The organism is Streptomyces sp. NBC_00335, assembly GCF_036127095.1.
Lineage (GTDB): Bacteria > Actinomycetota > Actinomycetes > Streptomycetales > Streptomycetaceae > Streptomyces.
The window spans coordinates 887,440-911,358 of record NZ_CP108006.1; the positions used below are offsets into that span (position 1 = coordinate 887,440).

The window sequence follows — 23,919 nt, forward strand, 5'->3', positions numbered from 1 at the left end:
GGGACAAGGCCCCGGGGCGGCATCGAGTGGTAAAGGGGTCGCCGTGAGCGCAGGAGAACCAGACAGCGACCGGGGGTCCGGCCCTGACGCGGGCGGAAGCCGCCGGGGTAAGGCGATGACATTGGCGGGCGCGTTGGAGGCTGCTGAGGCCGCCGCGCCCGTGGAGTCGCTGGACGTCGTGGCGCGCATGCTCAAGGACCACCTCCAGGCGGCATCGGTGTCGTTCCTGATCACCGACTTCACCGGCAGTTCCGTCGTACGGCTGGGAACCGCCGACAGCATCGACACCGACGAGCCGCCCCAGCGGATACTGCTGCGCGACACCTTGTACGAAGAGGTCATCCGCACCCAGCAGCCGCAGGTCGAACACCGGGGCGAGGGCCGGCACGTCCGCGTGATCGCCCCGGTGACCAACCGGGGAGACGCCATCGGGCTCCTCGAACTGTTCCTGCCCACCGTTCCGGACGCGGAGGTGATGCGGGAGGTCGGCGAGGCCGCACACGCGTTGGCGTACATCGTCATCGCAAACCGGTCCCACACCGATGTGTACCAGTGGGGCCGGCGCACCAAGCCGCTGAGCCTGGCAGCCGAGATCCAGCACCGCCTGCTCCCCGCGTCCCTGGCGTGCGAGGCGGCGCAGTTCGCGGTCGCCGGGGCGCTGGAGCCCGCCGAACACGTCGGGGGCGACACCTTCGACTACGTCATCGACCGGGACACCGTCCAGCTCTCCGTCACCGATGCCATGGGCCACGACGTCGACGCCGCGCTGCTCGCCACCCTGGTGGTGGGCGCCCTGCGACGGGCCCGGCGGGAGGGCGCCGACCTCGCCGACCAGGCCCGCCAAGCCGACCAGGCCATGCGCGAACACGGCCGCAGCGGCTTCGTCACCGGTCAGCTGCTGCGCATCAGCCTCCTCGACGGCGGGACCGAGTTCGTCAACGCCGGGCACCCCTGGCCACTGCGGATGCGCGACGGAAAGGTCGAGGAGATCGTTCCGAAGGTCGACCGGGCGTTCGGCCTCAACATCCATCCCTCACAGCCCAACACCTACCAGGTGCAGACCTTGGACCTGCGGCCCGGCGACCGGCTGATCATGCTGACCGACGGCATGCTGGAGCGCGACGCCGAGAGCCTCGACCTCTCGGACCTGATCATCCGCACCCGCGAACTACATCCCCGCGAAGCCGCCCGTACGCTCATCAAAGCGGTCGTCGAGGCGGTCAACGGCCACCTCGACGACGACGCGACCGTTATGTGCCTGGACTGGCACGGCGTCCACCACTCCGAACGTGACGCCGCCCACGGCGCTGACGTCACCGACGCCTCGCCACCTGCGACAACGGGACCGCCCGCTCCCTAGTCCTGTGGCCGAGTACGGCCGACAAGGCTGGACCGGTGGCTTTCCCGGCATTCCCGGACTCCTTGCGGCCCGGGGCGGTCAGAAGCAGCTCCGCGACCGGCTGAAGCGCTGCCGCACCCGTGCGGCAAGGGCGATCCTGGCCGACATCGTCAGGGGAGGCGTCCGGCCGGGTCCCCGCCGGGGTCGTCGGCCAGTCCTATCGTGACCTTCACTCGCTTGCCCACGGGCTCGCGCCGCACCTCGAAACTGCGGCACACCGCCATCGCGATCTCCAGGCCGTGCTGCCCGATCCGACTCGGATCGGCCGGGCTCACCGCGGGCAGCTGCGCGTCGGTATCCCACACGCTGATCTCCACGACACCGGCGCCGACCTCCAGCTCCAGCAGACACGGGCCGGGCGCGTACTTGTAGGCGTTGGTCACCAGCTCACTGACGACCAGCTCCACCATGCTCATCGCACGGTCCGACACCGGAATCCCGTGAACACCCTGCACCGCGGTCATGAAACCGCGGGCAGCACGCCTGGCCCCAGCGATCGGTTCGCTGCCGTCCAAGGCCATGGCCGACACGATCGGACCGCCGACTAGCAACTCACCTTGGTGCACCACAGCAGCCATACCGCCACCCTCGTCCTGAGCAAGCCACACGGCCGCTTCCAGCCGGTTACCCCGAAACAGGAGCCATACACGAGAGCACAGAACAAAAATTCGAGCGCCCCGAGCGAAGCCGCTCCGAACCACAGGCCCCGCCGCTCCCGGGCGTGACGCGAACGCTGCGGACAGACAGCCTGCGCGCAGTTCCAGGGCAGGTGTGACGGATGTGTTGACGAGGGCTTTCAGGGGGCCTCCGGGAAGCGTGCGCGGGTCCTGCCGCGCTCTGCCCTACAGGATGCGGGCCGCCTCGACACCCTCTGCGGTCGGGAACAGGGCGGTAGTCCCGGTGAGGTCCAGCAGTCGCCCCATGCGAGGCGGCACGGGGCCGACCAGAACCAGGCGGCCAGTGCGCCGCACGCGCAGCATGAGGTTGAGCATCGCGGAGTCGGCGAAGGTCACGCCGGTGACGTCCAGGACGACCCGACGGACAGCATGATCATCCACAGACGCCACACAGGCTGCTTCGAGGGGTCCAAGAGAGTCCTGGTCGAACTCGCCTGCGCACACGATGACGCGGACGCCGTCCTTGTCAGACAGCACCTGTACCTGCTGTTCCACCATCAACTCCCCAACTCAGCCCGCGGTGCGCTCTCGCACCGCCTCCCCTTCTCTACCCACGACACAACCTCAACCAGAACGCTCCGCCAATCCGAAACACGACCTTCGCCTTGCATGGACGGCCACGGCCCGCCAGCACCGCGCGTCACACCATCCCGGTCGATGGGACGAGCTGCTCCGCGAGCCGCCGGACCCCATCAGGCGGGCGCACCGGAGAGCACGGAGGGGCCCTGGCGCCGATGGCACCGGGGCCCCGAAGGAACTGACTACACCATCCACCGGCCCTGGTGCTGCGCCGGCCCACTATGTCCACACACCCGACTCACGAGCTGCCGGGCCCTACTGTCTCTCCGGACTACGAGAGAAACCATAACCACGCCACAGTCCAATGTCTACTTCAGCCAACACAGATTTTCAGATGCCCGTCACAGAGGTAATCGGGCGTCGTTAGGTTCAACAGCCGCGGGCCCGGGGACAACGCCCGGACAGGCAGGACCCACCACCACGACGGACTGCTTCCCAACCAGAGGCCGGTCCGGCACCGCGGTCGATATGCGTTCGCCGGGGTAGGCGCCCGGCATGAAGAAGCCGACGGAAGACTCCGAGGACCTGCTCGCCGGGTTGAGCGTGGACAACAGCCGCCCGGAGGAACCGGTGCTGCTCGACGCGGGCGGCGCGCCGATCCGGACCTGGCGTGAGAACTACCCCTACGACCGCAAGATCCGCCGGGCGGAGTACGAGCGGGCCAAGCGGATCCTGCAGATCGAACTGCTCAAACTGCAGAGCTGGGTGAGGGCGACCGGTTCCAGGGTGGTGGTCATCTGCGAGGGCCGGGACGCCGCCGGGAAAGGTGGCACGATCCAGCGGTTCACCGAGCGGCTCAATCCCCGCGGGGCGCGCGTCGTGGCCTTGGACAAGCCCACCGAGCGAGAGGCCGGCCAGTGGTACTTCCAGCGCTACACCGCCCACCTGCCCGCCCCGGGGGAGATCGTCTTCTTCGACCGGTCCTGGTACAACCGCGCCGGCGTCGAGAAGGTCATGGGCTTCTGCTCCGACGACCAGTACAAGCTGTTCCTGCGGCAGTGCCCGGCCTTCGAGGCCATGCTCGTCCAGGACGGCATCCTGCTGGTCAAGTTCTGGTTCTCCGTCTCCCGCGCCGAACAGCGCACCCGCTTCGCGATCCGCCGGGTCGACCCGGTACGACAGTGGAAGCTGTCCCCCACCGACCTTGCCTCGCTTGACCTGTGGGACGCCTACACCACCGCCAAGGTCGACATGTTCCGGGCCACCGACACCGACCACGCGCCCTGGACCGTGGTCAAGAGCAACGACAAGCGACGGGCCCGGCTGGAAGCGATCCGCAGCCTTCTCGACCGCATCGACTACGACCGCAAGGACACCACGGCGGTCGGCCGTCCCGACCCCCGGATCGTCGGCGCCGCCGACACGCTCCTGGAAGCCGGCGAGGAACCCGCCGACCTCACACCCACCCCGCTGGCCGGCACGCCCCGAGGACCCGGCAGGCACCCACACCACCCTCTGCCCGCCGACTGCGCTCGGGGAGGAGCATGACGCTCCGGAGGGCCATCTACGTCGCGGTCGGCGAATACCCCAACTTTCGAAACGCTCCACTGGGGGTGAATCAATATCTGCCCCCGCCGCCTGAGAGTTTAACGGGCATCGCGAGGAGAGTTTTTTACCGGAGCACAGGGGGTATATCCATGCGACCCACGCAATCCACTATGACGTGCTACTGTCCATCTCGGTTGCAGTTTTGGTACCCAAAAACTTAAAGCACATCCAGTCGGCCTCTGTGCCGCATGGAAGCGCTTCATATTTCCGGTCAATTTCCGGGCGGGGCATCATCGCGGCGACACGGCGTCCGCACCATGCGGACGCCGGTCTACTGCCCCAAGGAGATATGACATGACTGCTGGCACCGTGAAGTGGTTCAACGCGGCAAAGGGCTTCGGCTTCATCGAGCAGGACGGTGGCGGCGACGACGTCTTCGCCCACTTCTCGAACATCGCCGCGCAGGGCTTCCGCGAGCTGAACGAGGGCCAGAAGGTCACCTTCGACATCGCGCCGGGCCCCAAGGGCCCGACGGCGGAGAACATCGTTCCCGCCTGACGCCGACCCGCGTTTCGCAGTTGGGGCCCGCATCCCTCAGGGTGCGGGCCCCAACTGCACCCACCTCCCGCGGTGCTTCCACCCCGCGGGTCTCAGCAGGGGCTGCCGCCCCCTCGGAGCTGCACCCGAGTTCATTTCTCCGGCTTTCGCATGAAGCCACCCCCGCGACGATCACCCGCATCCGCACACATTCTTCGGGGACCGAATCCGATTTCGCATTCCATTCGACCCGTTCCTCGCATTTTCCCGTGCCGCTCCTACCTGCGGGAATCCCTTGATGCGCGCCGCATCAAGGAAGGTTCCGCATGAATCCCACCCGTACGAACGACCGCATGGAGCGGTAGGCGTTCATCGGCTGGAAGGCACGAGACATGGCTACGGAAACTGGGAAGTGGCCCGGACGCCTTCGCCCACTACTCCGCGATCAAATCCTCGGGCTTCCGTGAGCTCCAACAGGGCCAGGTCGTCACGTTCGACATCACCCACAGGGCCGCGCCGCGTTAGCTGCGCGGCCCTGCTCCACGTCTGGAGCGGGACCGACCGACGGGGCGGCTGACCGGTGGCTGTCCGTCTCGACGGAGGCCGGCGTGCGCCGTGTCCAGGGTCGCGCCCGAAGTCCGCGGCGTACGCACGGCTGGACCGGCTGGACGGCCCCGTGGCCGGCAGGCCGCAGAGCCCGGATTCACCGGGGAAGGGTGGCGGTGATCGCCTTGCCCGTGCCGGTCCCGGCCTGGGCGATGGTGACGTCACGGGCCAAGCGTTGGATCATGGGCCAGCCGAATCCGCCGGTCCGGCCAGTGAGGTCGGGAGTCCGGTCCTGGGGGTGGGCCGGGCTGGGGTCTTCAACGACGACCTGGATGTGGTGGCGGTTCGCGCGGAGCTCCATGGAGGTGACCGTGCCGACGTGCCGGAGCGCGTTGGTCACCAGTTCCGACACCAACAGCACCACGTTCTGAACGGTCGACTCGGGCGGTGGTGGGTTGAGGCGGGCCAGGAAGTCGGATGCGGCCTCGCGGGCCTGTGCCGTCCGCACGGGCCGGCAGGCGGTCTCCAACGGGTGGGCAGAATGACTGTCGGCGTACTCAAAGTGGCGCAAGTCCTTCACCCCGTCCTGCGGCGTCCTCGTGCGGGATCAGTGCCGCTTTGTCCCGCTTACCCCGGGTAGGCAGGGGCACGCAGAACATGGACCGTGAGCCCGGGGAAGCTCGGAGACGTGAGCGGCCGGGATCGGCAACCGCTCGCCGCAGTGGCGTGGCGCACTCGGCGGCGCGTCCGGTGTGCAGGTCCAGCTCGGCAAGCTCAGGGAGCAGCGGACACGTTCGAGCTCGATTTCCTCCTGACCAGCGACGAGGAAATCTATCTTGGCTGGAGTAGACATTGGGCGGTGACGTGGTTATGGTTTCTCTCGTAGCACAGAGAGACCGCAGGGCCGGGCAGAGACGAACTGCCGGGCAGCAGTACGCAGGACGGTGCGGTGGTGGAGTTCCGAAGCCAGGGCTGGTGCAGGACGGCGACGGTGCTGACGACTGGACCGGGTGGCCCGCAGTGATCAGGGGCCACCACGAGTGGTACCCAGCAGTGAAGTCAGTGAGCAGCACCTTGGTGAAGGCGTCGGCTGCGGGCGCGCGCACCGGGAGGTTCGGCAGTGGGGTTCCAAGCCAGAGCAGACGCAGGATGGGCGACGGGGCTGGCTGCCGGAACGTGGCGCCAGGTCGGGCCACGCGCAGCATGAGCAGTACAAGCAGTGAGCAGTACCAGCAGTAGGCGTGACCAGCATGACGCAGTACCCGTTGGGCAAGTAGTTGATCACTGAGGGAAGAACGGAGGAGCTGAGCGCCATCAGGATCGCCCGGGCCGGCAGGTTGGAGCCCGGGTACCGCAGGACATCGATAGTGAGGTGGTCTCCGGTCAAGCAACCGCGATCCCCGCACCCCGCTCACGTATGAGTCGGGTCTGCGGACACAGAGGGCCGGCGCAGTATCAGGGCCGGCAGATGGTGTAGTAGTTCCTTCGGGGCCCTGGTGCCATAGGCACCAGGGCCCCTCCACGCGTTCCAGAAAGAGGTTCAATGACAGCAGGTGACTCGTTCGGCCGTCTCGACGACGACGACTACCCCGCCTACACCATGGGCAGGGCCGCAGCGATGCTCGGCACCACCCAAGGCTTCCTCCGCGCCCTGGGCGAGGCCCGCCTCATCACCCCGCTCCGCTCGGACGGCGGCCACCGGCGCTACTCCCGCTACCAGCTGCGCATCGCCGCCCGCGCCCGCGAGCTCGTCGACCAAGGCACCCCGATCGACGCCGCCTGCCGCATCATCATCCTCGAAGACCAACTCGAAGAAGCCCAACGCATCAACGCCGAATACCGCCGCGCCAGCGAAACCCCCACCCCACCGACCTCGGCCTGAGGTGATCACGCCCGTCGGCATCGACGGCCAGACGATCATCTCGGCCCGCAGACCGGACTCCGGACAGAGTGCTACTCGGGTGCCGAGGCTTCGGCGAGGTCCGCCCCGGCGTCAGCGCTGCGCGTGGCCTCGTGCGTACGGTGCGTACCGTGCCAGTCCAATCCCATGACCGTCGCATCGTCCTGGAGACGGCCGCGAGGAGCAGAGGGTGCCCGGCAGAGCGACGCGCCCAGGGGGCTCGCTGGACTCGACGGGGGAGGCGGATTCCGCTGCCGCGAGCGTGTCCGCAAGATCCATCTGCTCAGGCTGCTGGCCAGACCCTGCACCGCACTCAGGAGATGCCGCCGCAATCGCTGACTGCACTGGCGAGCCGATGTCCGACCACCGGCGTAGCGCGCCCGGAGTGTTCTGCGGACTCGGTTGCGCGACAAGTACGGGGGCATGCGGTCGGGCAGACGCGAACCGGTGGTGCACCGAGCCAGCACGTCCGGTCGTCGAAAACGAGGAGATGGTCTGTGAGCGGAATGTGGATGTACGCGCAGGACAGCGGATACACGTCCGGACAGTCATTGGTGGGATTCACCGTGGAAGCCGCTGACGGTGCCATCGGGCACGTGGACCGCCAGCAGGACCAGTCCGGCATGCAGCACCTGGTGGTCGACACCGGCGTGTGGGTGTTCGGAAAGAGCGTCCTGATCCCGGCCGGCGCCGTCACGCGCATCGATGCCGAAGTGCAGGCGGTGCGGGTCTCGGCCACGCAGGAAGAGATCAAGGCCGCGCCCCGGTTCACCACCGACAGCGAAACAGCCGAGCACGACTACCTGTCCGCGGTCGGCGACTACTACGTCTCCCTCCGCCGCCCGTTCGCGCCCGGATCCGACGCCGGTCGGTAACCCCACCGGCCCCACGCAACGGGACGATCATGCATCGCCACGTCTCGTAATCAGCAGGCGGCGAGCGAGACGGCGACGTAGTACGCGGTGAAGGCTGCCACCGTCAGTGCGGGGAACACCGCGTGGTAGCCGAACCAGCGGGGTGAGGGGTCGGGACGCTGAAGGGCGTACACGACGGCGCCCGCACTGTAGAGCAGCCCGCCCGTCACGATCAGGGCGAGTACGGCCGCGCCACCGCTGTGCAGGTAGCCCACCGCTGCCCAGCCCAGGCGACTTCCTCGACTGCGCCGACGTCATCCGCTTCGTCAAGGTCCAGGCCGCCACCCAGGGCATACGGGTACGCCTGCGCCGACACAGCGGAGTCTCAGAGGCCCAACAGCTCCGCGAGCGAGCGCCCCGCGTCGCGGGCTGACGAGCTACTGCAAGGCGCGGAAGGTTAGCGGGTGGCCTGGGTGGCCTGGGTGGCCCGGGTGATCCAGTCCACATACTCGGCGCGGCCCCCGTCGATCGCGAACGCGATGACCTCCGGCGACTCGTAGGGGAGGACGAGTCCGTGCCTCTCCACGGTAGGACCGTTACAACACTGAGGGCCCGACCCGATACACAGGTCGGGCCCTCAGCCCTGCGGCGGGTGCTCGCCGTAATCTCGGGTCAATTGTCGGAGTAGCTGAAGTCGCCCACGGTCCAGGCGCTGACGTCCTTGATCGAGATGCGGTACATCCCGCCCGTCTCCGGGATGCCCACGGTTCCCTGCAGGATCCGCGCCACATGGAAGTGCAGATGTGTGGGCGGCCCCTCCCTGGGTGTCGTGGCAGTGAAGATGGCGGAGAACTCGCCCAGGCGTGCGGAATCCGTCAGCACCTCCGACACCCGTTCTCTCCACACGGCTTCGGGGGCGAGCCGGCCGGTGATCACAGCACCGCCGGTGACCACGGTCAGGGACATCTGGTTGCTCTGCCCGGACTCCACCAGGGCGGCGACGTTCACGAGCAGCTCGTCAGGCTTCGACATGGAAGTCAATTATATTCCCCACCGCACCCCGGCGTGGCGCCGCCCGTGGTCCCTCTCTCCGCATGCTGAGGCGCCCGGCAATGAATTGGCCGGAAGCCGGCTCCCCATGCCTTGAGTACGGCGGTCGACTTCGCTTGCCGGTTCGCAACGGGGGCGACCGCGGGGACGGTGCCCGGACGTGGAAGCGGCACGCCGGGCCTGAGGCCGGCGCGCCGCGCCGTGACGACACCCTCTAGTGCTCGGGCAGGGGCGCGCGCAGTGCACTTCGTTCGTGGTCCCAGGCCTCTCGGATGTGGCTCGCGAGCCGGTCTTCGAGCAGGACCGTTGCCGCGCATCCGAACGCGATGTCCCCTTCGAGGTCCGGTTCGTCGGCGAGGAGGCCGCCGATGACTTCGTGGCGTACGACCTGCTCGTGGACGGCGTCGGCCTCGACGTGCTCGGCGTAGAAGTGCTCGGCGGCGGGGCCCGCTCCGCAGCGCCGCATGGCCTTGGCCAGGCGGCGGGAGCCGGGTGAGGAGGTGACCTCGACGCAGGCGAAGTGGCCGACGAGCGCTCCTCGCAGGGCCCGGTGCAGCCCGAAGAGGGACATCAGGTTCACAGTGGCGAGCAGCGGCGCCGGGCCTTGCTCGAGGTAGCGGCCGTAGGCGGGATCCAGGTCGAGGTCGGTCATGAGGTCGGCGAAGAGCTGCGCGTGGATGCGGTCGGCATGGCCGGCGCCGAACTCGTCGTACTCAATGGCGACCATCGCGGCCTTCGCCCGGCCGGTGAGCCGGGGGACCACCCACACGTGCGGGTCCGCCTCCTTGAGGTGGTACAGGGACCGCAGAGCCGCGTACTCACGCAGTTGCCAGAGCTCACCCTCGATTTCGAGGCGGTGACTGAGGCTGTCGGAGAGGTCCACGGGCTCGACGAGGAGGGGGGCGAAGGCCTCCTCGACAGTCCGGGGCGCATCGGACAGCTCGGTGCGCAGGGCGTGCAGGAATCGGGCTTCCATGGCCTGGCGCAGGCGGAGCAGGTCCGGGTCCCATTCGCATTCGTCCTCGACTTCCTCGAAGCCGCGGTAGTGCAGTTCGTACAGCAGGTAGAGGGCGAGCTGAAGGTCTTCGCCCCACGGGTCGGCCTTCAGTACGTCGCCGGGGGCGTACACCGGCGGGGTTCCCGTCCGCAGCGCACCGGTGACGGCGTCGGAGAGTTCGCCCCGCCCCTCCACGAGCCGGGGGCCGCCGGCGGTCGCGGTGCTGGTCGGGCTCGTCGGGCTCGGCGGAGGCGTCATTCCGGGTTCCTGTTCTCAGGCGATGGTGCGGCTCGTTCGCGGCGCCGGTGGCTGGTGTCGCACCACGGGTACGTACGGCTGCGGCGGCACATGCAGATGGCGACCATGAAGCGGTCGGACCGGGCGACCGTCCCGTCGTCCAGGACGAACTCGACCGGGCCCTCCACCAGGACCGGGCCGCCGGGCTCCACGGCCACCCGCCGGGCATCCACTGCGCCGGGGACCGGGCACGGCCCGGGATCAGGTTCGCTGGGCACGGATGACCACCAGTTCCTCCCGCTCTTCGGCTTCCGCCGCGAGGCCCTGCTGTTCCAGCCAGGAGCGCCGTGATCGAAGGACGGGGCCCCAGGGTACGGATGCCGTCGCCGTGACCTCGGGGTCCAGCCCTGCCCCCGCCAGCCGATCGAGGGTCTCTCCGGCCCCGCACAACCCCGAGTGCACCATGAGCAGGACTCCGCCGGGCCGCAGCAGTGCCGGGGCGTCCGCGCAGATCCGGTCGATGACCGCCCGCCCGTCGCGTCCGGCGTCCCAGGCCCGTTCCGGGCCGCGCGAGGGCACTCGACCGTCCGGGGCGGGGACGTACGGGGGGTTCGAGAAGACGATGTCGAAGCGTTGTCCGGTGGTGCGTGCTTCGAAATCCCCGTGCAGGACGCGCAAGGGAAGGCGGTGGATCCAGGCGTTCAGTCGCGCTGTGGCAACGGCGGACCAGGACACGTCGACCGCCGTGACCCGGGCTCCCGTGGTCGCGGCGTGCAGGGCCAGGGCGCCGGTGCCCGTACCGATCTCGAGGACCTGGGTATGGGGCCCGAGGTCCTCGTGGGCGAGGGCCGCGGCGAGGAGCCGGGTGTCCGCTTGGGGCTGGTACACGCCCGGCAGGGCCACCAGGCCGCCGGGCAGCGAGGCCAAGGAGAGAGCAGTACTGGGCACCCGTACCTCCATTTTCGCTATGGGTCGCCGAGCTATTCACAGCGATCGATGAGGTAGTGCGCCTGCCCCGTCCCGGTCTCCCCATCCGAAGGCGCGTCGATCTTCGGAGGATCAGACCAAAAATGCACCGCCATTACTGGGGTGGGCTGAACGTTCCGACGGATCCGCCTCGGCGGGCGGTTCCTTTCCGCTTTCGCGACGACACTCCCGCCGCTGGATCCGGCTCTTCGCATCGGCGAGTTCAATAAACCCAGGTGACGCTTGCTATGGTCGCGGATCGCGGGTAAGTGCCGCACATGACTGCTCTCGAAACGCTCGCGGCCGAAGGCCAGGCCTCGCTCTTCCTCATTCTTGCCGGAGTCGTCCTGGTCGTTCTTCTGATCGGTGCGTTCTGGTACGGGAGCCGACGCAGACGCCGGGAGTCACCACCGGCCGAGCAGAATCCCGCCGCGCAGCGCCGCGAGGATTCCTGGCAAACCCCGGAAGAGCGTGTCCGCGATCAAAAAGGCCAGGAGCATCCCCGACCGTGACTCGGATGCAATCCGAGTCACGATGGCTTGACCGGAGGAAATATGTCGCACACAGAGAACGACCGCATCAGCTACCACGATGGGCGGCCGGACCTGCAGAAGGGGCGGATAGAGGAAGTCCGCGACGAGGGCCCGCATGCCGTATACCGGGTGCGTAACGAGGAGACCAACGAGATACAGGTCATCACCCAGGGCCAGATCGACTGAAGCATCCGCCTCCTCGGACCGTCATGAACCCTGAGTTCCGGCGTCCTTGAGTGCCGGCCTGGTGTGGGCCCGATCAGACTCGAGCGGGCCGACACCACGCCGTTCACCTCAGGACCTGCTCCAACAGCGGGTCGGGGGTGTGGTCCGCCGCGTCCCGGATCAGGCAGGCCCCTGGCTTGGCGGCTCTCCCCTGCCGGCGGCCTGTCGTTCGGGTGCAGTCGGGGCCGGCGCGGGATAGCGGCGTGGCAGCGGGTAGGCGTCGTGTATGAACTCACAGACCCTCGACACCTCGCCCACGGCTGGGCAGACCGCGGCCCTCGACACCGCCTCGGCTTGCTGGCTGAAGTCCCTCGACCGGCTCGAACGGGCGACGGCGGCCGATCCGGCCATCAGGGTGCTGCAGCGGGGCATCCGTTCGCTCCCGCTGGGTGGTATGCGCGATCTGTTGCGTGGCAGGCCGCTGGGCCACCCCTTGCACCCCGTGCTGGTGCAGGTGCCCATCGGCTGCTGGCTGTCGGCTTCGGTACTGGACTTCGTGCCCGGGGCACAGCGCGCGACGACCACCCTGACCGCCGTCGGACTGGCGGGCGTCGCCCCGGCAGCGGTCGCCGGCTGGGCGGACTGGGCGGATCTACCGCCGGAGCAGGCCCGGGTCGGTCTGGCCCACGCGGCCTCCAACGCGGCTGCGGTGGCCTGCTACACCGCGTCCCTGACGGCGCGGCTCCGCGGCCGCTCGGCAAAGGGCCGGCTGTGGGCTATGGGTGGGATGGCTGCCGTGGCCGTCAGCGGTGCGCTGGGTGGGCACGTGGCGTACCGACAGGCCGTCGGAGCGCACGCCGCGACGTGAAGGAGCGGAGCTGAAGGAGCCGCCCCCCTGCGGGCCCCCCTTCATCCGCTCCGATGGCCCCCGGTCGGTCAGCGTTCGGGTGGACCTCATGCGCGCCGTAGCCGAGCCGGGCTCCCTCAAGAGGTGGGCGTTGCGGTGTGGTCAGGATGATGGGGGGTACGGCGAGCCGTTTTGAGGCGGGCCTCCAGGAGGTGGTCCCGCCCGCCGGCCAGCTCGTCGACGATGTCGCGTTCCACCGCGGCGAAGGGTTGGTAGTAGGTCTCGTTGTAGGCCTCGATGATCTGGAACGTCCAGTGGCCCGGGATGACGTTGCGGCCCACGATCTCGCGCTCGACCCGGGCGGCCTGCTCCTCGTGGCCGGCCTCGCGCAGGAACCGGACCGCGTCGCCGAGCTCGAAGTCCGCGGTCCCGGTCAGCTGGTGGAACCCGTAGAGGTGGCCACGAGCCCGCTCCGTGGTCTCCAGCGCCTTCGACAGCGCACCCAGAGCGCGCACCGTCTTCTCATCTACGCCGTCCGGAACCTCGTGTGCCGGGTCCATCTCGTGATTGGTGTCCATGGAGGAAGTCCTGCCCGAAGAACGCTTCACCGAGTGGCTGATTGGGCCAGGCGGCGCAAGACAGCCGGGGCGCCACTGCGGAATGCCGGGCAGGATCTCCTGCCCGGCCACCAGGACAGGAAACACATGGAAATCGAATGCATGTCCCGGGTGGGGTCGGGCACACGGTGCTTCGGAGGTTGATAACCATGGTTCCCCTGCTTCTCGTTCTTCTGCTGATCCTGATCCTCTTCGGCGCGGGTTTCGCGGTGAAGATTCTCTGGTGGGTGGCTATCGCGGTCCTGGTCCTGTGGCTGATCGGTTTCGTCGCCCGCCCCAAGAGCGGTAGCGGCCGCTGGTATCGCTGGTAGCGGTACGACAAGGCGCAGTTCCGACACTGCATGGCGGTGGCCGGTCACCCCTTCCCGGGGTGACCGGCCACCGCCATGTCTTCGTCGGCGGACCTTCACGAACGCGGAAGTAATGAAGGCGGGCATCGGGGGCATTCGAAGGGCAGCCGGGGCGGTCGCCGTGACGCAGCAGGGGACCTGCTGACCTCCAATGATCGACGGCCACCCCGGTCCCGATTGCGGATCCGGGTGCGTGAAGCAGAAAAGTCCGGGCAGGCGAGGATCTGGCAGAACGCAGCACGGCTGCCGAGCACGACGTACGGAACAAGGAGGATGGGCGGAGAATTCGTTCTTCGCCCTCCCCCGTTGACCGGAGGAGTTGTTTTCGCGTGACTGAACATGTGTGGAGCTACCAGCCGACCTCGGGCCACCTGGCCGGCACCGATCTGACCGGATACAAGGTCGAGGCGACCGACGGCAGCATCGGCAAGGTCGACAAGCACTCCGACGAGGTCGGTGACGCCTACCTGGTGGTCGACACCGGTATCTGGATCTTCGGCAAGGAGGTCCTGCTGCCGGCGAGCACCGTGGTCCGGGTCGACCCGGAGGACAAGAAGCTCTTCGTCGACCGCACCAAGGAACAGATCAAGAACGCACCGGAGTTCCACCGGGACAAGCACCTCGGCGACGCCGGTTACCGGGAGGAGCTGGGCACGTACTACGGCACCGGCGGCCCCTTCGGCGGCCGCCCCGCCTGATCGCTTCCCCCGCACGGCGACGCCGGTCCCGGCACCCTTCCTGGGTGCCGGGACCGGCGTCGTGCGGTCAGCCGCCCTCGAATTCGAAGGCCTCGGCCAACGCGGCTTCCAGCTGGACTACGTCGGCGGCGCTCCCAGCGATCGCCGCGTACCGCCAGGAACGGCCGTCGGGCGGCACGTCCGCGTAGAGAACCACACCCTCGCCCCGCTCCGGGTCGAACGCCAGGCGTGAAGCACGCAACCGGGCGAGCGCCTTGTCGAAGTCCATGGGACTCAGGGTCCACCCCTTGGACACCGCCCATGCCGGGTGTGCGTTGGCCGATCCATCGGTCAGCCGGATGACCATGCTGTGGGGTGTGGTGGTGGCGGTACGGCGGATGTTGCTCTCACTCGCATGCGCGTCGCCTTCGGTGTCCACCAGCGCGTCGAGCCCGAAGGGCCCGGCGTAGCCGTGGTCGGCCAGGTGGCGGCCCAGGGCCGTCCCCCACTCCTCCAGCTCGCGGGCCACGTGGGCGCAAGACGGCGGCAGCGGAGAGGCGTATCCCGTGAAGGAGCCCTGAAGCGTGCGCATGGCTCCGCTGAAGAGCGCGAGTGTTCCGGAGGCGGTTACCTCCAGTTGGACACTGACCGATTCGGCCACGTCGAGGCACTCCTCCACCACCCACATGCCTTCGGGCCCACCGACTGTTGCGAGCGGCAGGTTCGCCCCGCCCTTCAGGTCGTTGCGGGCCACGAATCGCATACCGTGCCCTCCCGCCGAACGGTCGGGCTTCACCACGACCCGCCCGTGGTCGCGCAGGAGCTCGCGTACCAGGCTCTCAACCTCCGGGCGTCGGCACATCCGCCTACGAGCGGCGTGCTGCCCGAGCCCGTTGCGGCGGAAAGACTCCGCCCTCAAGAGAGGCGGAGTCTTTCCGTACGGAGAGGACGCGTAGGTCAGGCGCGGCGCCTGTTGCCAGTGACCAGTCGGTAGACGGCGAGGAGGAGCATGGAGCCGACGATGGCAGCGATCCAGGTGGAGAGGTCGAAGAAGCCGTCTATGGAGTCGACACCGAAGATGACCTTGCCGAGCCACCCGCCGAGCAGGCCGCCCGCGATCCCGATCAGCATGGTGATGATGATGCCGCCCGGGTCCCTGCCCGGCATGAGCGCCTTGGCGATGAGGCCCGCGAGCAGCCCTATGAGAATCCAGGCCAGAATGCCCATGATGCGTCTCCTACCTCGGGGGATAAAGTTGGTGTTAGCGATCGTCTGCGCCGTTTGGAGATTTCCAAACGCCCCCCGCCCTTGATCATTTCGCTGGGTTCAGGGTGCGCCGATCAGCCGGATTCGTCTGGCCGCCGGCCGCCTTCCACTCCCCTGCGTCAGCTCCCCTGCGTCAGCGTCAGTGGCCGGCTACGACGATCCGCTCATGGATGGCCCTCAGCGAGAAGCCGACGCACTGCGTCCTCCACGGCGCCGTGAGTCGCAAGGTCCCCCTCCGCGGCGCTCGCGCCGAGCGCATCGAGCGCGGGTCGGATCGTCACGCCGTTCTCGAACAGCTCCACCACGCGCGGGTTGATGTAGGACGCACGGCAGACTGCCGGCGTGTTGCCCAGGTAATGGCTCACTTCACGCACGGCCCGCGCCTCCGCGCTCCGTCGGCGGGCAGGAGGTGCTCCGGCCATGTCCTCGGACACGGCGAGGGCCACGGCGGCGAGAACCGTCGCGTGCCACGTGCGGAAGTCCTTCGCGGTGAGATCGGCGCCGGCCCGGTCCCGCAGATACTCGTTCACGTCCTCGGCGCGTACGTCGCGCCAGGCGCCCGCCTGCCGGTAGACGAAGAGCTGCGGACGGTCGTCCCGCCGCAGCAGCGCCCGGACCACCGCGAAGGAAGCCGGGTCCTCGATCGACCGGATCTGCTGCTGCGCGGACTTGCCCGGGAAGTCGAAGCGGACCCGCCCCCGGGCACACCGCGCGTGCTCCCGGAGCAGGGTGGTCAGGCCGTACGCCTCGTGGTCGCGCCGGTAGGAGGCGCCCCCGATCCGGAAGAAGCCGAGGTCCAGCAGCCGCGCCACACAGGCGAGCACGCGGTCCCGTACCAGTCCCCGCCCGGACAGGTCCTCCTCTACGGCCTTCCTCAGGAACGGCAGACGCGCGGACACCTCCACGACGTGATCGTGCTTGGACGCTTCACGCAGCTCGCGGAACCGTTCGTGATAGAGGTACTGGCGCCGCCCGGCGGCGTCCGTCCCCATCGCCTGGATGTGCCCGTTCCCCCAGGGGCAGATCCAGACGTCCTGCCAAGCCGGCGGGATGACCAGCGCCTTCATGCGGGACCGCTCCGCGTCATCCGTGATACGACGCCCTTCGGAATCGACGTACCGGAACCCGCTCCCGGCGCGTCGCCGCGTACATCCGGGCCGGTCGGGGCGACTCGTCCGCAGCCTCACGGCTCACCCCGCTCACCCGAAGGCCCGTACGACTCCTTATTGGACATATCGGGCGCCTACCCGTGGTGTCCGTTCCCACTCCCCCCGCCCGCCGGGACGCCGTGGAACCGTTCCCCGGTGGATGTCCAGGGGAGGGCCCTGCGACGAGAGCGCCCGGCCTGGCTCGCGTGATGCGGCCCGCCCTGGGTACGCGCACCATGACCGTGTCGGCGCACACCACGATGAAGGATCACGTCCTGTCACGCGGATCCGGCGAGCGAGAGCTCAGGGACGTCTTCGGTGTCTGATCGCGGCGGATGCCTGCCCGGCGTGCGCAGCTCCCGTCCGTTTCGGCAGTAGGAGGAGTTCCCATGGCCGTCCGTCATCAACTCATCCGGCGATCGCCACGCACGGTGTGGGCCGTACTCGCCGATCCGAACCGGTACGGCGAATGGGTCGTGGGCCCCTCCGAGTCCACTCCGCTCGACCACACATGGCCCGCCCTGGGGTCCCGGCTGCGCTACACGATCCGGCTGGGGCCGTGGTCCGTCGAGGGCATCACGACCGTCCGCCACCGGGAAACCGGCAAGGAACTGGAGCTGGAGGCGTCCTTCAAGGCCCTCGGCACCGCGAGGATCTTCCTCCAGCTCAGACCCTGGGGGCGAGGAAACCCTCATCGTCTGCGACGAGCACCCCCTGCGGGGTCTGGGAGGAGTCCTGCACAACCCCTTGAGCGAGGCAGCCCTCCAGCTCCGGCACCGGGGCATGCTGGCCCGCCTGGCCAGGGTCGTGGAGGAGCAGCCTGCCGGGGTACTCCGCGCCTGACGCGGTGGTGATCGGCCTTCACGCCGGGTCCGTCGCTGGCCCCCTCCGCCCGCGCCGCTGCAGGTTCGCTGGCGCGTCAGAGGCACCTCAGGGCCACCCCGGCCGGTCCGAACGCGACCGGCCCGTACACCGGCTGACCGGTGCGCGCTCAGGCCCCGAAGGCGTCCTCGACGCTCGGGTGTACAGAAAGGACCGTATCGGCACCGGTCACGGCGAAGAGCCGGCGCAACTGCTCGCCGGGGGCCGCGATGCGCAGGGCCGTCAGATGGTGCAGCCGCAGGAGCAGGTTCAGGAAGGAGGAGTCCCCGAAGGTGATGCCACCGGCGTCCAGAACCACCAGTGGGTACCGGTCCGCAGCGGAGGCGAGAGCCTCCTCCAGCGGAGCCAGGGTGTCCTGGTCCAGCTCTCCGCGGGCCGCCACCACCCACCCGGCCCCTGCCGCGTAGCTGTCGCCGACCACACCTGGCTGGAACGCGTCCCCTGCTCTGATCATGCCCGCCTCCCGGCTCGCCACCTGTAACGTCGTCGTCAAGGGAGTATGCCTGGTCGCTCGATCGACAAGGCCTCCGCAGGGTGCGGACGGCCCCCGGGCGCACGGCGTGGTCCGGGAATCGAAGAGGTTGCCGCGCGAAGGGTGTAGGACCGATGAACCGGGGCACACGCGCCCGGAACGCCATCAGTCAATCGGGAGGGAGTGGCCACCATGTCTCGCTCGGCCACCGTTATGGGACCCATGCTTGCTACAGCCGCACAAGCTCCTGCTCGTGACGGGGGCATCGTGGGAACGCCAATGCCGGACATGGACCGCATCGAGGTCGAGAACGCCCGCGAGATGGCGCCGACCGACGCCCGTGAGCTGTCGCGGCACTTCTTCGCGAGGCTGCGCACCCTGGAGGAGGGCACGCGCGAGTACCAGTACACGCGCAACACCCTGATCGAGATGAACCTCTCGCTCGTACAGTTCGCGGCGCGGCGCTTCCGTGCCCGCGTGCTCGGCGGGGGCCTCGACATGGACGACATCATCCAGGTGGGAACGATCGGCCTGATCAAGGCCATCGACCGCTACGACCTCGAGCGGGAGGTCGAGTTCTCCACGCTCGCCCTCCCCTACATCATCGGTGAGATCAAGCGCTATTTCCGCGACACCACCTGGGCCGTGCACGTACCGCGCCGGCTGCAGGAGCTGCGTACGGAACTGGCCAAGGCCCAGGAGGCCCTGAGCGATGTCCTGGGCAGGGCGCCGACGGTCAAGGAGCTCGCCCTCCACCTCGAATTGTCCGAAGACGAGGTCATAGACGGGCTGGTGGCCGCCAACGGCTACACGAGCAGCTCCCTCGACGCCGCCGTCGACGGCGACGAGGCGTCCTCGGCGGGCCGGAGCGCACGCCCTGCGGCGGAACGCCACGGAGCCGTCGATCCCGGCATGGAGCTGTTCGAGGAGTTCCACACCCTCGCGCCCCTGCTGGGACAGTTGGAGGAACGCGACCGGCTCATCCTGCGGATGCGATTCGGCCAGGAGCAGACCCAGGCCGAGATCGGCGCCGAGCTGGGCATCTCCCAGATGCAGGTGTCACGCATTCTGTCGCGCACGCTGGCCCGGCTGCGCACCGGCATGCTCATGGAGTAGGGGATGGACCCCGCAACGCCCACGGCGCCGTCGACCGCCCAGCCGCCTGCGCGACTGGCCCCGGGGCGCAGCTGAGCGGCAGCTGCGACCGGGATGCCCGGCCCCGTCGTCCACCTCGACCTCTCCGCCGTAGTCCTCCTGGACACGGCCGCGGTCGCCGCCCTCGTAGGGGCGGCGGCCGCCCTCAGCGGGCAGGGCCGGCGCCTGTTGCTCCACGACCCGCCCTACTCGCTCCGCAAGGTCGCGGAGATGTTCCCGGACGAATGCGCCGCGCTGGAGGTCGCAGCATGATCACCGTTCCTGCGCCCGCCGCACCCGGGGCCTCCGCGACGGTGGCCGCCTGGCCGACCCCCTGGCGGGGCGCCGCCGGCCCTCCCTCGCATCGGCGAACGGCGGCCGCGGCCTGTGGATGATCCACCAGCTCTGCGATCTGGTCGGGGTCCGCGCCACCGACACGGGCTTCGCCCTGCGGCTCCCCATGGCAACGCCGTGAGAACGGCGGCCACCTAGACTGTCACGGGGTGGGGCCAGAGAGCACAGACCAGTACCAACGATGGGGGTGAAGGACTTCGGTGGAGACCATCGGACCTGAAACGGGTGATTCGTTGAGCGCGGGCCCTCCTACCGCAGGACAGCGCCGCAGGCTCGCCCTGAAGGGTGTCCGTGGAGCTGTGGCCAAGGGCCGCGACTTCACACGCGAGGCCCTGCGGGACTGGGGCTGGGACGGGACCGAGACCGCCGAGGACACCCTGCTCCTCGTATCCGAGCTGCTGACCAACGCCTCCCTCCACGCGGAAGGCTGTCACGAGCTCGTACTCACGGCCGGGGAGACCCTGCGCATCGAGGTCTACGACGGCTCGACCACACTTCCCAGCCGCCACCCGGCCCCGCAGCGCGGCATCCCGGGCGGGCACGGCCTGCACATCGTGGAGCGCCTGTCCGACCGCTGGGGCTCGCACGCCCACGAGGGCGGCAAGGCCGTATGGGCGGAGATCGAGGCGTCCCGGCTGAAGTCCGGCAGGCCCACCGGTCGATGACCGGTCCGGCGCACTCCCGCTCGCGCGCTCGGGCGTCCGCCCGAGAGGGATTCGATCGCCGCCGTCCGTGGGGACGGAAGTCGGTTCGGCGCTGTTGAGCCCCGCAGGGTCCCACCGGGTTGCGGGTGCCGCCGCCCGACGCGATCACCTCCGTCGCCCCGGAGAGCCGGACGGCGACGGCGTCAGCGACGGTCCGTGCCGCGGCGAGGGCCCGGCTCGTCAGGCGGTGGACACGCGCGCGGCGGCATCGCGGCTGTCCGCTTCCCAGGGCGGGGCTGCGGCCGAGTCGGTCCAGGCGGCCAGGGCTTCGCCGTCGACGCAGACGATGCCGCAAGCGGCGGCGTACTCAAGGGCGGGGGCGGTGTAGGAGCTCGTGGTGACGACGATCGCCACGTCGGCGCCGTGAACGGCGAAGCAGGTGCCGCCGAAGCGCTGCAGGTCCTGCGAGCCGACGCGATGGGTGTCGGCGTAGTGCTTGCACTGAACGACGACACGCAGTCCGTCCGGGGTCGTGGCGATGACGTCGGCCCCCAAGTCGCCCGCACCGCCCACCACTTCCACAGGCGTGCAGCCGTCACGCGCACACAGCGCGGCTATCGTGTGCTCGAAGCCGTCGGCGTCGGCCGCGGCGTGGTCCAGCGCACTGGAACCGACGTCGGGCACCTCTCCGGCGGCGGGCACGTCCCGTACCGCCGTCGCCTCGATCGGGTACGGATCCCCGTGCGCGGCCGGGCCGGGAGCCCCAGGGGTGGTGGAACGCCGGCGGACGGGCGAGACGCTCCACTTGGCCAGCGCCACCCCAACCGCGAGGACCACCGCGGCGGCGACGGGTACGACCCACACCTCCGCCCCGGCCCCCGCTGCGGTCTTGAGGAAGACGGCCAGACCGCCGACACAGATCCCCACGAGCCCCACGGCCAGCACCACATCGCGCCCGAACGGCGCGGAACCGCCCCCGGCCTTCCTTCTGCCTTCCCCCGGCAACGTCATGCGGGAGCCCTCTCTCGATCGGTTCGGACGCGCCGCGGTCCCGGACCCGTGGGGGTCCGGGACCGCGGCGGTGGACGCCGGGCGTGCGGGTCAGTGCTTGAAGACGTCCTTGATCTTTTCCTTGGCCTGGCGGGCGTCGCCCTTTGCTTGCTCCGCACGGCCCTCGGTCGTCAGTCGCTTGTTGCCCACCAGGCGGCCGGCCGTCTCCTTGAGTTTGCCCTTGGCCTGCTCGGTCCTGGCCCGGCTCTTCTCGTCCTTCGACACAGCTGATCACTCCCTGAGGGACGGGGAACTCCTTGCCCTCCTCGTCTGACCCGGATCGCGGCCCGCAAACGCACAGGCCGACTCCTGCGGGAGCACCCGCCCGCCACCCGAAAGCGTGCCTGCCGGCTCAGGGTCGGCGTCGAGTGCTCAGTCGGACTGCCCAGCGCTGGTGATCAGTCCTATCAGCGCCGGCAGCCCGCCGTCGGACACTGCGCGGCGCTGACGGTCTGCCGGGGTGCCTTCCTGGAGCAGCCGGTGCGCGAGGGCGCTGACCTCCCGGAGGTCACCGGCCTCTTCCAGGGCCGGTGAGATGTGGCGGATGAGAGAGCACAGGACGTCGCCGCTGCTTCCGGGGCGGCCGTCCGGCCCTAGGAGGGTGCCGTTCAATCCGTATCGGGCGGCGTGCCAGCTCGAAGCTTGGAGAAGTTCCGCGTCCGCCGCAGTGGCCGGCGGGGTGCCCGCCTTCTCCTCGGCGATCGCCGTGGCGACCAGGGCGCGGACGATGCCGGCGAGCATCACGGCGTCGTCCGGCCTCAGTTGTACGTCCAGGCAGCGCACCTCTACGGTCGGGTAGCGGTCGGACAGCCTTGCCTGCCAGTAGACCTGTCCTCGGTCGGCGATCACTCCGGAGGCCACCAGTGCCTGCAGCCTTCGCTCGTAGTCGGCGATCCCGTCGAAGTGCGGAGGCAGGCCGCTGACCGGCCAGCGGCTGAAGACGATGGTCCGCCAGCTGGCAAATCCAGTGTCGCGCCCGTCCCACAGGGGCGAGTTCGCCGACATGGCCAGCAGCGTCGGCAGCCACACCCGGATGCGGTTCAGTACGGCCACGCCCGTCTCGGCATCGGGAATCCCCACATGGACGTGCATCCCGCAGATGAGGTGCTCGTCCACCAGTTGGCGCGCCTCCCCCTCCATCTTCAAGTACCGGGGTGTCCGTGTGACGGGCACCGGCAGCGCCCCTCGCACCGGCGCCGCACCGGTCGCCGCAACCCGGCAGCCGCTGGCCTCTGCAGCTGACGCCAGCGCATGGCGCAGCCGAAGCAGGTGCCCTCCGACTTCCTCGAGGTTCCAGCAGACGGGAGTGGCCACCTCGATCTGCGCCTGGAGCAGCTCGTCCTGGACTTCGCCCTGTTCCGTGAGGGCGCCGAGGCCAGCCCTACGGCGCACCTCCTCGACCAGCGGAGTCGGGACGGCGGTGTCCGGGTCCAGCAGCAGATACTCTTCTTCGACTCCGAGGGTGATCACCTCCTGCGGCTACCCGCACGTCCCATGATCACCCCCACCTGCCCGGTCGGATCCCGCCACTGGCCAGGGCAGGGGCGTACGCAGGGCACTGTGCCCGTGAAGTGACCTACGAGCGCGCCGCAGGGTTACGGTGAACGGGTGGGCCCGGCTCGGGGAGCGGTTCTCCCTCGCTTTCCGCGAGGGTGCTCCGGTCGCCGGTTTCGGGGTCCCCGCCAGTCGCCGCGGAGGTCTACCCCGGCCAGGTGCCCGTGACCCGCCGGGTCGCGAGGGCCCCGGACCGGTCGACGGCCGCCTTGACGACGGCGAAGATCGCGCCTTGGAGGGCGGCGGCAATCAGGATCTCCTTCCAGGAGCGGTCCTCATCTGTGGCATCTGGGGCATCCCCCTCCCCTTCGATCACCTTCCAGGCCTGCCTGAACGCCATCCCTGCGAGCATGCCGCTCGCCGCCCCCAGCACCAGCCCGACCGGCTTGTACGCGACCTTGGACGCCTTCACTTTCGCCCCCGGCCACGACGCACCAGCAGGATGACGATCAAGGCCGCTCCGATGGCGATCAGCGGAGTGCGGTTGGCCCATGCCCTGGTGGCAACCCGGTCTGCTTCGTCGAGTACCGGGTCCGGTGTCTTGTCCTTCGAAATTCGCGGTCTGCTCCGTCATCACGGACGCCTTCTCCATGGCGTGTGCCGTGAGGTCCTGGGCCTGAGCCTTGGCGTCGGCCGCCACGTCCATGGCCTGCGCCTTGATATCGGCTGCCTTCTCCTTGGCCTGGGCCTTGACGTCGGCCTTGGCCGCAAGTGCTTCGACGGTCTGGCCGAGCTCATCGCGAGTGTGCTCGATCCGGACGCGCAGTTCCTCGGACGAGGGGGTGGAGTCGCTCTTGTGGGAGTGGCTCGGCTGGTTTGGCAGGTTCGGCTGGTTTGGCAGGTTCGGCTGGTTCCTCATCGGTGGGCCCTCTCCTTGATCTCGGCCACATCGGCCTTGACGCTGTTCACGGTCTGCTCGGGCACGGGTGGGACGGACCGCGCGATCCGCTTCTTGCCGACCACCGCCGGCGCGGTCGCCGTTCAGCCGGATGGCGC

30 protein-coding genes and 4 pseudogenes are annotated in these 23,919 nt (G+C 69.2%); 14 read left to right on the forward strand and 20 right to left on the reverse strand.

Annotated elements, in window-relative coordinates; all coding sequences use genetic code 11:
- Positions 1-115: 115 nt before the first annotated feature.
- Entirely contained in the window at positions 116-1,360 is a 1,245-nt protein-coding gene (locus OHA37_RS04035) for a PP2C family protein-serine/threonine phosphatase (protein ID WP_266902519.1), read from the forward strand.
- 149 nt (positions 1,361-1,509) lie between these two features.
- Here OHA37_RS04035 and OHA37_RS04040 read toward each other — a convergent pair whose 3' ends face one another.
- A complete protein-coding gene (locus tag OHA37_RS04040) occupies positions 1,510-1,977 on the reverse strand; it encodes an ATP-binding protein (protein ID WP_266902521.1) in 468 nt (155 codons plus the stop codon).
- Between the two features lie 264 nt (positions 1,978-2,241).
- Positions 2,242-2,574 (reverse strand): STAS domain-containing protein, encoded by a 333-nt coding sequence (locus OHA37_RS04045; protein ID WP_266902523.1) that lies wholly within the window; start codon positions 2,572-2,574, stop codon positions 2,242-2,244.
- A gap of 576 nt (positions 2,575-3,150) precedes the next feature.
- Between OHA37_RS04045 and ppk2 the strand changes: the two genes are divergently transcribed.
- From ppk2 to OHA37_RS04060, 3 genes and pseudogenes are all read left to right on the forward strand, one after another.
- Positions 3,151-4,143: a polyphosphate kinase 2 gene (gene ppk2 / locus OHA37_RS04050; protein ID WP_266902524.1), complete on the forward strand. Its 993-nt coding sequence runs from the start codon at positions 3,151-3,153 to the stop codon at positions 4,141-4,143.
- 354 nt (positions 4,144-4,497) lie between these two features.
- Entirely contained in the window at positions 4,498-4,701 is a 204-nt protein-coding gene (locus tag OHA37_RS04055) for a cold-shock protein (protein ID WP_266902526.1), read from the forward strand.
- Between the two features lie 387 nt (positions 4,702-5,088).
- Positions 5,089-5,205: pseudogene (locus OHA37_RS04060) on the forward strand (cold shock domain-containing protein); the annotation flags it as partial.
- 178 nt (positions 5,206-5,383) lie between these two features.
- On the opposite strand, the gene OHA37_RS04065 reads toward OHA37_RS04060, so the two are convergent.
- Positions 5,384-5,755 carry an ATP-binding protein gene (locus OHA37_RS04065; RefSeq protein ID WP_266912501.1) on the reverse strand — a complete coding sequence of 124 codons (372 nt, stop codon included), beginning with the start codon at positions 5,753-5,755 and terminating at the stop codon, positions 5,384-5,386.
- Positions 5,756-6,769: 1,014 nt separating this feature from the next.
- Here OHA37_RS04065 and OHA37_RS04070 point away from each other — a divergent pair.
- Together OHA37_RS04070 and OHA37_RS04075 are read left to right on the forward strand one after the other, a co-directional pair.
- Positions 6,770-7,108 (forward strand): MerR family transcriptional regulator, encoded by a 339-nt coding sequence (locus OHA37_RS04070; protein WP_266902528.1) that lies wholly within the window; start codon positions 6,770-6,772, stop codon positions 7,106-7,108.
- A 515-nt stretch (positions 7,109-7,623) separates the two neighbouring features.
- A complete protein-coding gene (locus OHA37_RS04075) occupies positions 7,624-8,001 on the forward strand; it encodes a PRC-barrel domain containing protein (protein WP_266902530.1) in 378 nt (125 codons plus the stop codon).
- A gap of 50 nt (positions 8,002-8,051) precedes the next feature.
- On the opposite strand, the pseudogene OHA37_RS04080 reads toward OHA37_RS04075, so the two are convergent.
- The 6 genes and pseudogenes from OHA37_RS04080 to OHA37_RS04105 all read right to left on the reverse strand — a co-directional run.
- A pseudogene (locus OHA37_RS04080) lies at positions 8,052-8,270 on the reverse strand (hemolysin III family protein); the annotation flags it as partial.
- Between the two features lie 167 nt (positions 8,271-8,437).
- The gene (locus OHA37_RS04085; RefSeq protein WP_266902532.1) at positions 8,438-8,566 is read right to left on the reverse strand and encodes a hypothetical protein; all 129 of its coding nucleotides are present in this window, start codon (positions 8,564-8,566) and stop codon (positions 8,438-8,440) included.
- An 86-nt stretch (positions 8,567-8,652) separates the two neighbouring features.
- The gene (locus OHA37_RS04090; protein WP_266902534.1) at positions 8,653-9,012 is read right to left on the reverse strand and encodes a hypothetical protein; all 360 of its coding nucleotides are present in this window, start codon (positions 9,010-9,012) and stop codon (positions 8,653-8,655) included.
- A 232-nt stretch (positions 9,013-9,244) separates the two neighbouring features.
- The gene (locus OHA37_RS04095) at positions 9,245-10,285 is read right to left on the reverse strand and encodes an iron-containing redox enzyme family protein (protein WP_266902536.1); all 1,041 of its coding nucleotides are present in this window, start codon (positions 10,283-10,285) and stop codon (positions 9,245-9,247) included.
- Positions 10,282-10,542, reverse strand: a complete 261-nt coding sequence (locus tag OHA37_RS04100; protein ID WP_266902538.1) for a CDGSH iron-sulfur domain-containing protein — start codon at positions 10,540-10,542, stop codon at positions 10,282-10,284. Before OHA37_RS04100 ends, OHA37_RS04095 begins: the two co-directional genes overlap by 4 nt.
- Complete coding sequence (locus OHA37_RS04105; protein WP_443046107.1) at positions 10,526-11,224, reverse strand: HemK2/MTQ2 family protein methyltransferase; 699 nt, start codon at positions 11,222-11,224, stop codon at positions 10,526-10,528. The genes OHA37_RS04100 and OHA37_RS04105 overlap by 17 nt, the downstream gene beginning before the upstream one ends.
- Positions 11,225-11,508: 284 nt before the next feature.
- On the opposite strand from OHA37_RS04105, the gene OHA37_RS04110 reads away from it, so the two are divergent.
- From OHA37_RS04110 to OHA37_RS04120, 3 genes are all read left to right on the forward strand, one after another.
- Complete coding sequence (locus OHA37_RS04110) at positions 11,509-11,742, forward strand: DUF6479 family protein (protein WP_266902542.1); 234 nt, start codon at positions 11,509-11,511, stop codon at positions 11,740-11,742.
- 42 nt (positions 11,743-11,784) lie between these two features.
- On the forward strand, positions 11,785-11,949 hold the full coding sequence (locus OHA37_RS04115) for a hypothetical protein (RefSeq protein WP_266902544.1): 165 nt from the start codon (positions 11,785-11,787) through the stop codon (positions 11,947-11,949).
- A gap of 265 nt (positions 11,950-12,214) precedes the next feature.
- Complete coding sequence (locus OHA37_RS04120; protein ID WP_266902546.1) at positions 12,215-12,796, forward strand: DUF2231 domain-containing protein; 582 nt, start codon at positions 12,215-12,217, stop codon at positions 12,794-12,796.
- A 116-nt stretch (positions 12,797-12,912) separates the two neighbouring features.
- Here OHA37_RS04120 and OHA37_RS04125 read toward each other — a convergent pair whose 3' ends face one another.
- Positions 12,913-13,353: a hypothetical protein gene (locus OHA37_RS04125; RefSeq protein ID WP_266902548.1), complete on the reverse strand. Its 441-nt coding sequence runs from the start codon at positions 13,351-13,353 to the stop codon at positions 12,913-12,915.
- A 188-nt stretch (positions 13,354-13,541) separates the two neighbouring features.
- On the opposite strand from OHA37_RS04125, the gene OHA37_RS04130 reads away from it, so the two are divergent.
- Together OHA37_RS04130 and OHA37_RS04135 are read left to right on the forward strand one after the other, a co-directional pair.
- Positions 13,542-13,703, forward strand: a complete 162-nt coding sequence (locus OHA37_RS04130; RefSeq protein ID WP_266902550.1) for a hydrophobic protein — start codon at positions 13,542-13,544, stop codon at positions 13,701-13,703.
- 368 nt (positions 13,704-14,071) lie between these two features.
- The gene (locus OHA37_RS04135) at positions 14,072-14,440 is read left to right on the forward strand and encodes a PRC-barrel domain-containing protein (RefSeq protein ID WP_266902552.1); all 369 of its coding nucleotides are present in this window, start codon (positions 14,072-14,074) and stop codon (positions 14,438-14,440) included.
- Positions 14,441-14,507: 67 nt separating this feature from the next.
- Here the strand turns inward: OHA37_RS04135 and OHA37_RS04140 are convergent, their stop codons facing one another.
- From OHA37_RS04140 to OHA37_RS04155, 4 genes are all read right to left on the reverse strand, one after another.
- Complete coding sequence (locus OHA37_RS04140; protein WP_266902554.1) at positions 14,508-15,182, reverse strand: peptide ligase PGM1-related protein; 675 nt, start codon at positions 15,180-15,182, stop codon at positions 14,508-14,510.
- A gap of 194 nt (positions 15,183-15,376) precedes the next feature.
- Positions 15,377-15,646, reverse strand: coding sequence for a GlsB/YeaQ/YmgE family stress response membrane protein (locus OHA37_RS04145; RefSeq protein ID WP_266902556.1), 270 nt, complete (start codon positions 15,644-15,646; stop codon positions 15,377-15,379).
- Between the two features lie 203 nt (positions 15,647-15,849).
- Positions 15,850-16,872: a DNA topoisomerase IB gene (locus OHA37_RS04150; RefSeq protein ID WP_266902558.1), complete on the reverse strand. Its 1,023-nt coding sequence runs from the start codon at positions 16,870-16,872 to the stop codon at positions 15,850-15,852.
- 952 nt (positions 16,873-17,824) lie between these two features.
- Complete coding sequence (locus tag OHA37_RS04155; protein WP_266902560.1) at positions 17,825-18,169, reverse strand: STAS domain-containing protein; 345 nt, start codon at positions 18,167-18,169, stop codon at positions 17,825-17,827.
- Between the two features lie 306 nt (positions 18,170-18,475).
- Between OHA37_RS04155 and OHA37_RS04160 the strand changes: the two genes are divergently transcribed.
- The 3 genes from OHA37_RS04160 to OHA37_RS04170 all read left to right on the forward strand — a co-directional run bounded on the left by OHA37_RS04160 (position 18,476) and on the right by OHA37_RS04170 (position 20,340).
- Positions 18,476-19,303, forward strand: coding sequence for a SigB/SigF/SigG family RNA polymerase sigma factor (locus OHA37_RS04160; protein ID WP_443046108.1), 828 nt, complete (start codon positions 18,476-18,478; stop codon positions 19,301-19,303).
- A gap of 93 nt (positions 19,304-19,396) precedes the next feature.
- Complete coding sequence (locus tag OHA37_RS04165) at positions 19,397-19,594, forward strand: STAS domain-containing protein (RefSeq protein ID WP_266902564.1); 198 nt, start codon at positions 19,397-19,399, stop codon at positions 19,592-19,594.
- A 380-nt stretch (positions 19,595-19,974) separates the two neighbouring features.
- Complete coding sequence (locus OHA37_RS04170; protein ID WP_323182304.1) at positions 19,975-20,340, forward strand: ATP-binding protein; 366 nt, start codon at positions 19,975-19,977, stop codon at positions 20,338-20,340.
- 219 nt (positions 20,341-20,559) lie between these two features.
- Here the strand turns inward: OHA37_RS04170 and OHA37_RS04175 are convergent, their stop codons facing one another.
- From OHA37_RS04175 to OHA37_RS04200, 6 genes and pseudogenes are all read right to left on the reverse strand, one after another.
- A complete protein-coding gene (locus tag OHA37_RS04175) occupies positions 20,560-21,330 on the reverse strand; it encodes a restriction endonuclease (protein ID WP_266902568.1) in 771 nt (256 codons plus the stop codon).
- A gap of 90 nt (positions 21,331-21,420) precedes the next feature.
- Positions 21,421-21,594, reverse strand: coding sequence for a CsbD family protein (locus OHA37_RS04180; RefSeq protein ID WP_266902570.1), 174 nt, complete (start codon positions 21,592-21,594; stop codon positions 21,421-21,423).
- A 147-nt stretch (positions 21,595-21,741) separates the two neighbouring features.
- Positions 21,742-22,839: a carboxylate-amine ligase gene (locus OHA37_RS04185; protein ID WP_266902572.1), complete on the reverse strand. Its 1,098-nt coding sequence runs from the start codon at positions 22,837-22,839 to the stop codon at positions 21,742-21,744.
- Positions 22,840-23,068: 229 nt separating this feature from the next.
- The gene (locus OHA37_RS04190) at positions 23,069-23,335 is read right to left on the reverse strand and encodes a DUF4235 domain-containing protein (RefSeq protein ID WP_266902575.1); all 267 of its coding nucleotides are present in this window, start codon (positions 23,333-23,335) and stop codon (positions 23,069-23,071) included.
- 294 nt (positions 23,336-23,629) lie between these two features.
- Positions 23,630-23,782, reverse strand: a pseudogene (locus OHA37_RS04195) (DUF3618 domain-containing protein); the annotation flags it as partial.
- Positions 23,779-23,889 (reverse strand): annotated as a pseudogene (locus OHA37_RS04200) (phage holin family protein); the annotation flags it as partial. The pseudogenes OHA37_RS04195 and OHA37_RS04200, both read right to left, overlap by 4 nt.
- Between the last annotated feature and the right edge of the window lie 30 nt (positions 23,890-23,919).

Excerpts from the sequence above, each read along its gene's own strand:
- OHA37_RS04140 (WP_266902554.1), bottom strand. The coding sequence starts at position 15,182 with ATGCGATTCGTGGCCCGCAACGACCTGAAGGGCGGGGCGAACCTGCCG.
- OHA37_RS04125 (WP_266902548.1), bottom strand. The coding sequence starts at position 13,353 with ATGGACACCAATCACGAGATGGACCCGGCACACGAGGTTCCGGACGGC.
- OHA37_RS04160 (WP_443046108.1), top strand. The coding sequence starts at position 18,476 with ATGGACCGCATCGAGGTCGAGAACGCCCGCGAGATGGCGCCGACCGAC.
- OHA37_RS04145 (WP_266902556.1), bottom strand. The coding sequence starts at position 15,646 with ATGGGCATTCTGGCCTGGATTCTCATAGGGCTGCTCGCGGGCCTCATC.
- OHA37_RS04105 (WP_443046107.1), bottom strand. The coding sequence starts at position 11,224 with ATGGAGGTACGGGTGCCCAGTACTGCTCTCTCCTTGGCCTCGCTGCCC.
- OHA37_RS04110 (WP_266902542.1), top strand. The coding sequence starts at position 11,509 with ATGACTGCTCTCGAAACGCTCGCGGCCGAAGGCCAGGCCTCGCTCTTC.
- OHA37_RS04090 (WP_266902534.1), bottom strand. The coding sequence starts at position 9,012 with ATGTCGAAGCCTGACGAGCTGCTCGTGAACGTCGCCGCCCTGGTGGAG.
- OHA37_RS04035 (WP_266902519.1), top strand. The coding sequence starts at position 116 with ATGACATTGGCGGGCGCGTTGGAGGCTGCTGAGGCCGCCGCGCCCGTG.
- ppk2 (WP_266902524.1), top strand. The coding sequence starts at position 3,151 with ATGAAGAAGCCGACGGAAGACTCCGAGGACCTGCTCGCCGGGTTGAGC.
- OHA37_RS04155 (WP_266902560.1), bottom strand. The coding sequence starts at position 18,169 with ATGATCAGAGCAGGGGACGCGTTCCAGCCAGGTGTGGTCGGCGACAGC.
- OHA37_RS04055 (WP_266902526.1), top strand. The coding sequence starts at position 4,498 with ATGACTGCTGGCACCGTGAAGTGGTTCAACGCGGCAAAGGGCTTCGGC.
- OHA37_RS04175 (WP_266902568.1), bottom strand. The coding sequence starts at position 21,330 with ATGACGTTGCCGGGGGAAGGCAGAAGGAAGGCCGGGGGCGGTTCCGCG.
- OHA37_RS04095 (WP_266902536.1), bottom strand. The coding sequence starts at position 10,285 with ATGACGCCTCCGCCGAGCCCGACGAGCCCGACCAGCACCGCGACCGCC.
- OHA37_RS04040 (WP_266902521.1), bottom strand. The coding sequence starts at position 1,977 with ATGGCTGCTGTGGTGCACCAAGGTGAGTTGCTAGTCGGCGGTCCGATC.
- OHA37_RS04115 (WP_266902544.1), top strand. The coding sequence starts at position 11,785 with ATGTCGCACACAGAGAACGACCGCATCAGCTACCACGATGGGCGGCCG.
- OHA37_RS04120 (WP_266902546.1), top strand. The coding sequence starts at position 12,215 with ATGAACTCACAGACCCTCGACACCTCGCCCACGGCTGGGCAGACCGCG.
- OHA37_RS04045 (WP_266902523.1), bottom strand. The coding sequence starts at position 2,574 with ATGGTGGAACAGCAGGTACAGGTGCTGTCTGACAAGGACGGCGTCCGC.
- OHA37_RS04130 (WP_266902550.1), top strand. The coding sequence starts at position 13,542 with ATGGTTCCCCTGCTTCTCGTTCTTCTGCTGATCCTGATCCTCTTCGGC.
- OHA37_RS04070 (WP_266902528.1), top strand. The coding sequence starts at position 6,770 with ATGACAGCAGGTGACTCGTTCGGCCGTCTCGACGACGACGACTACCCC.
- OHA37_RS04165 (WP_266902564.1), top strand. The coding sequence starts at position 19,397 with ATGCCCGGCCCCGTCGTCCACCTCGACCTCTCCGCCGTAGTCCTCCTG.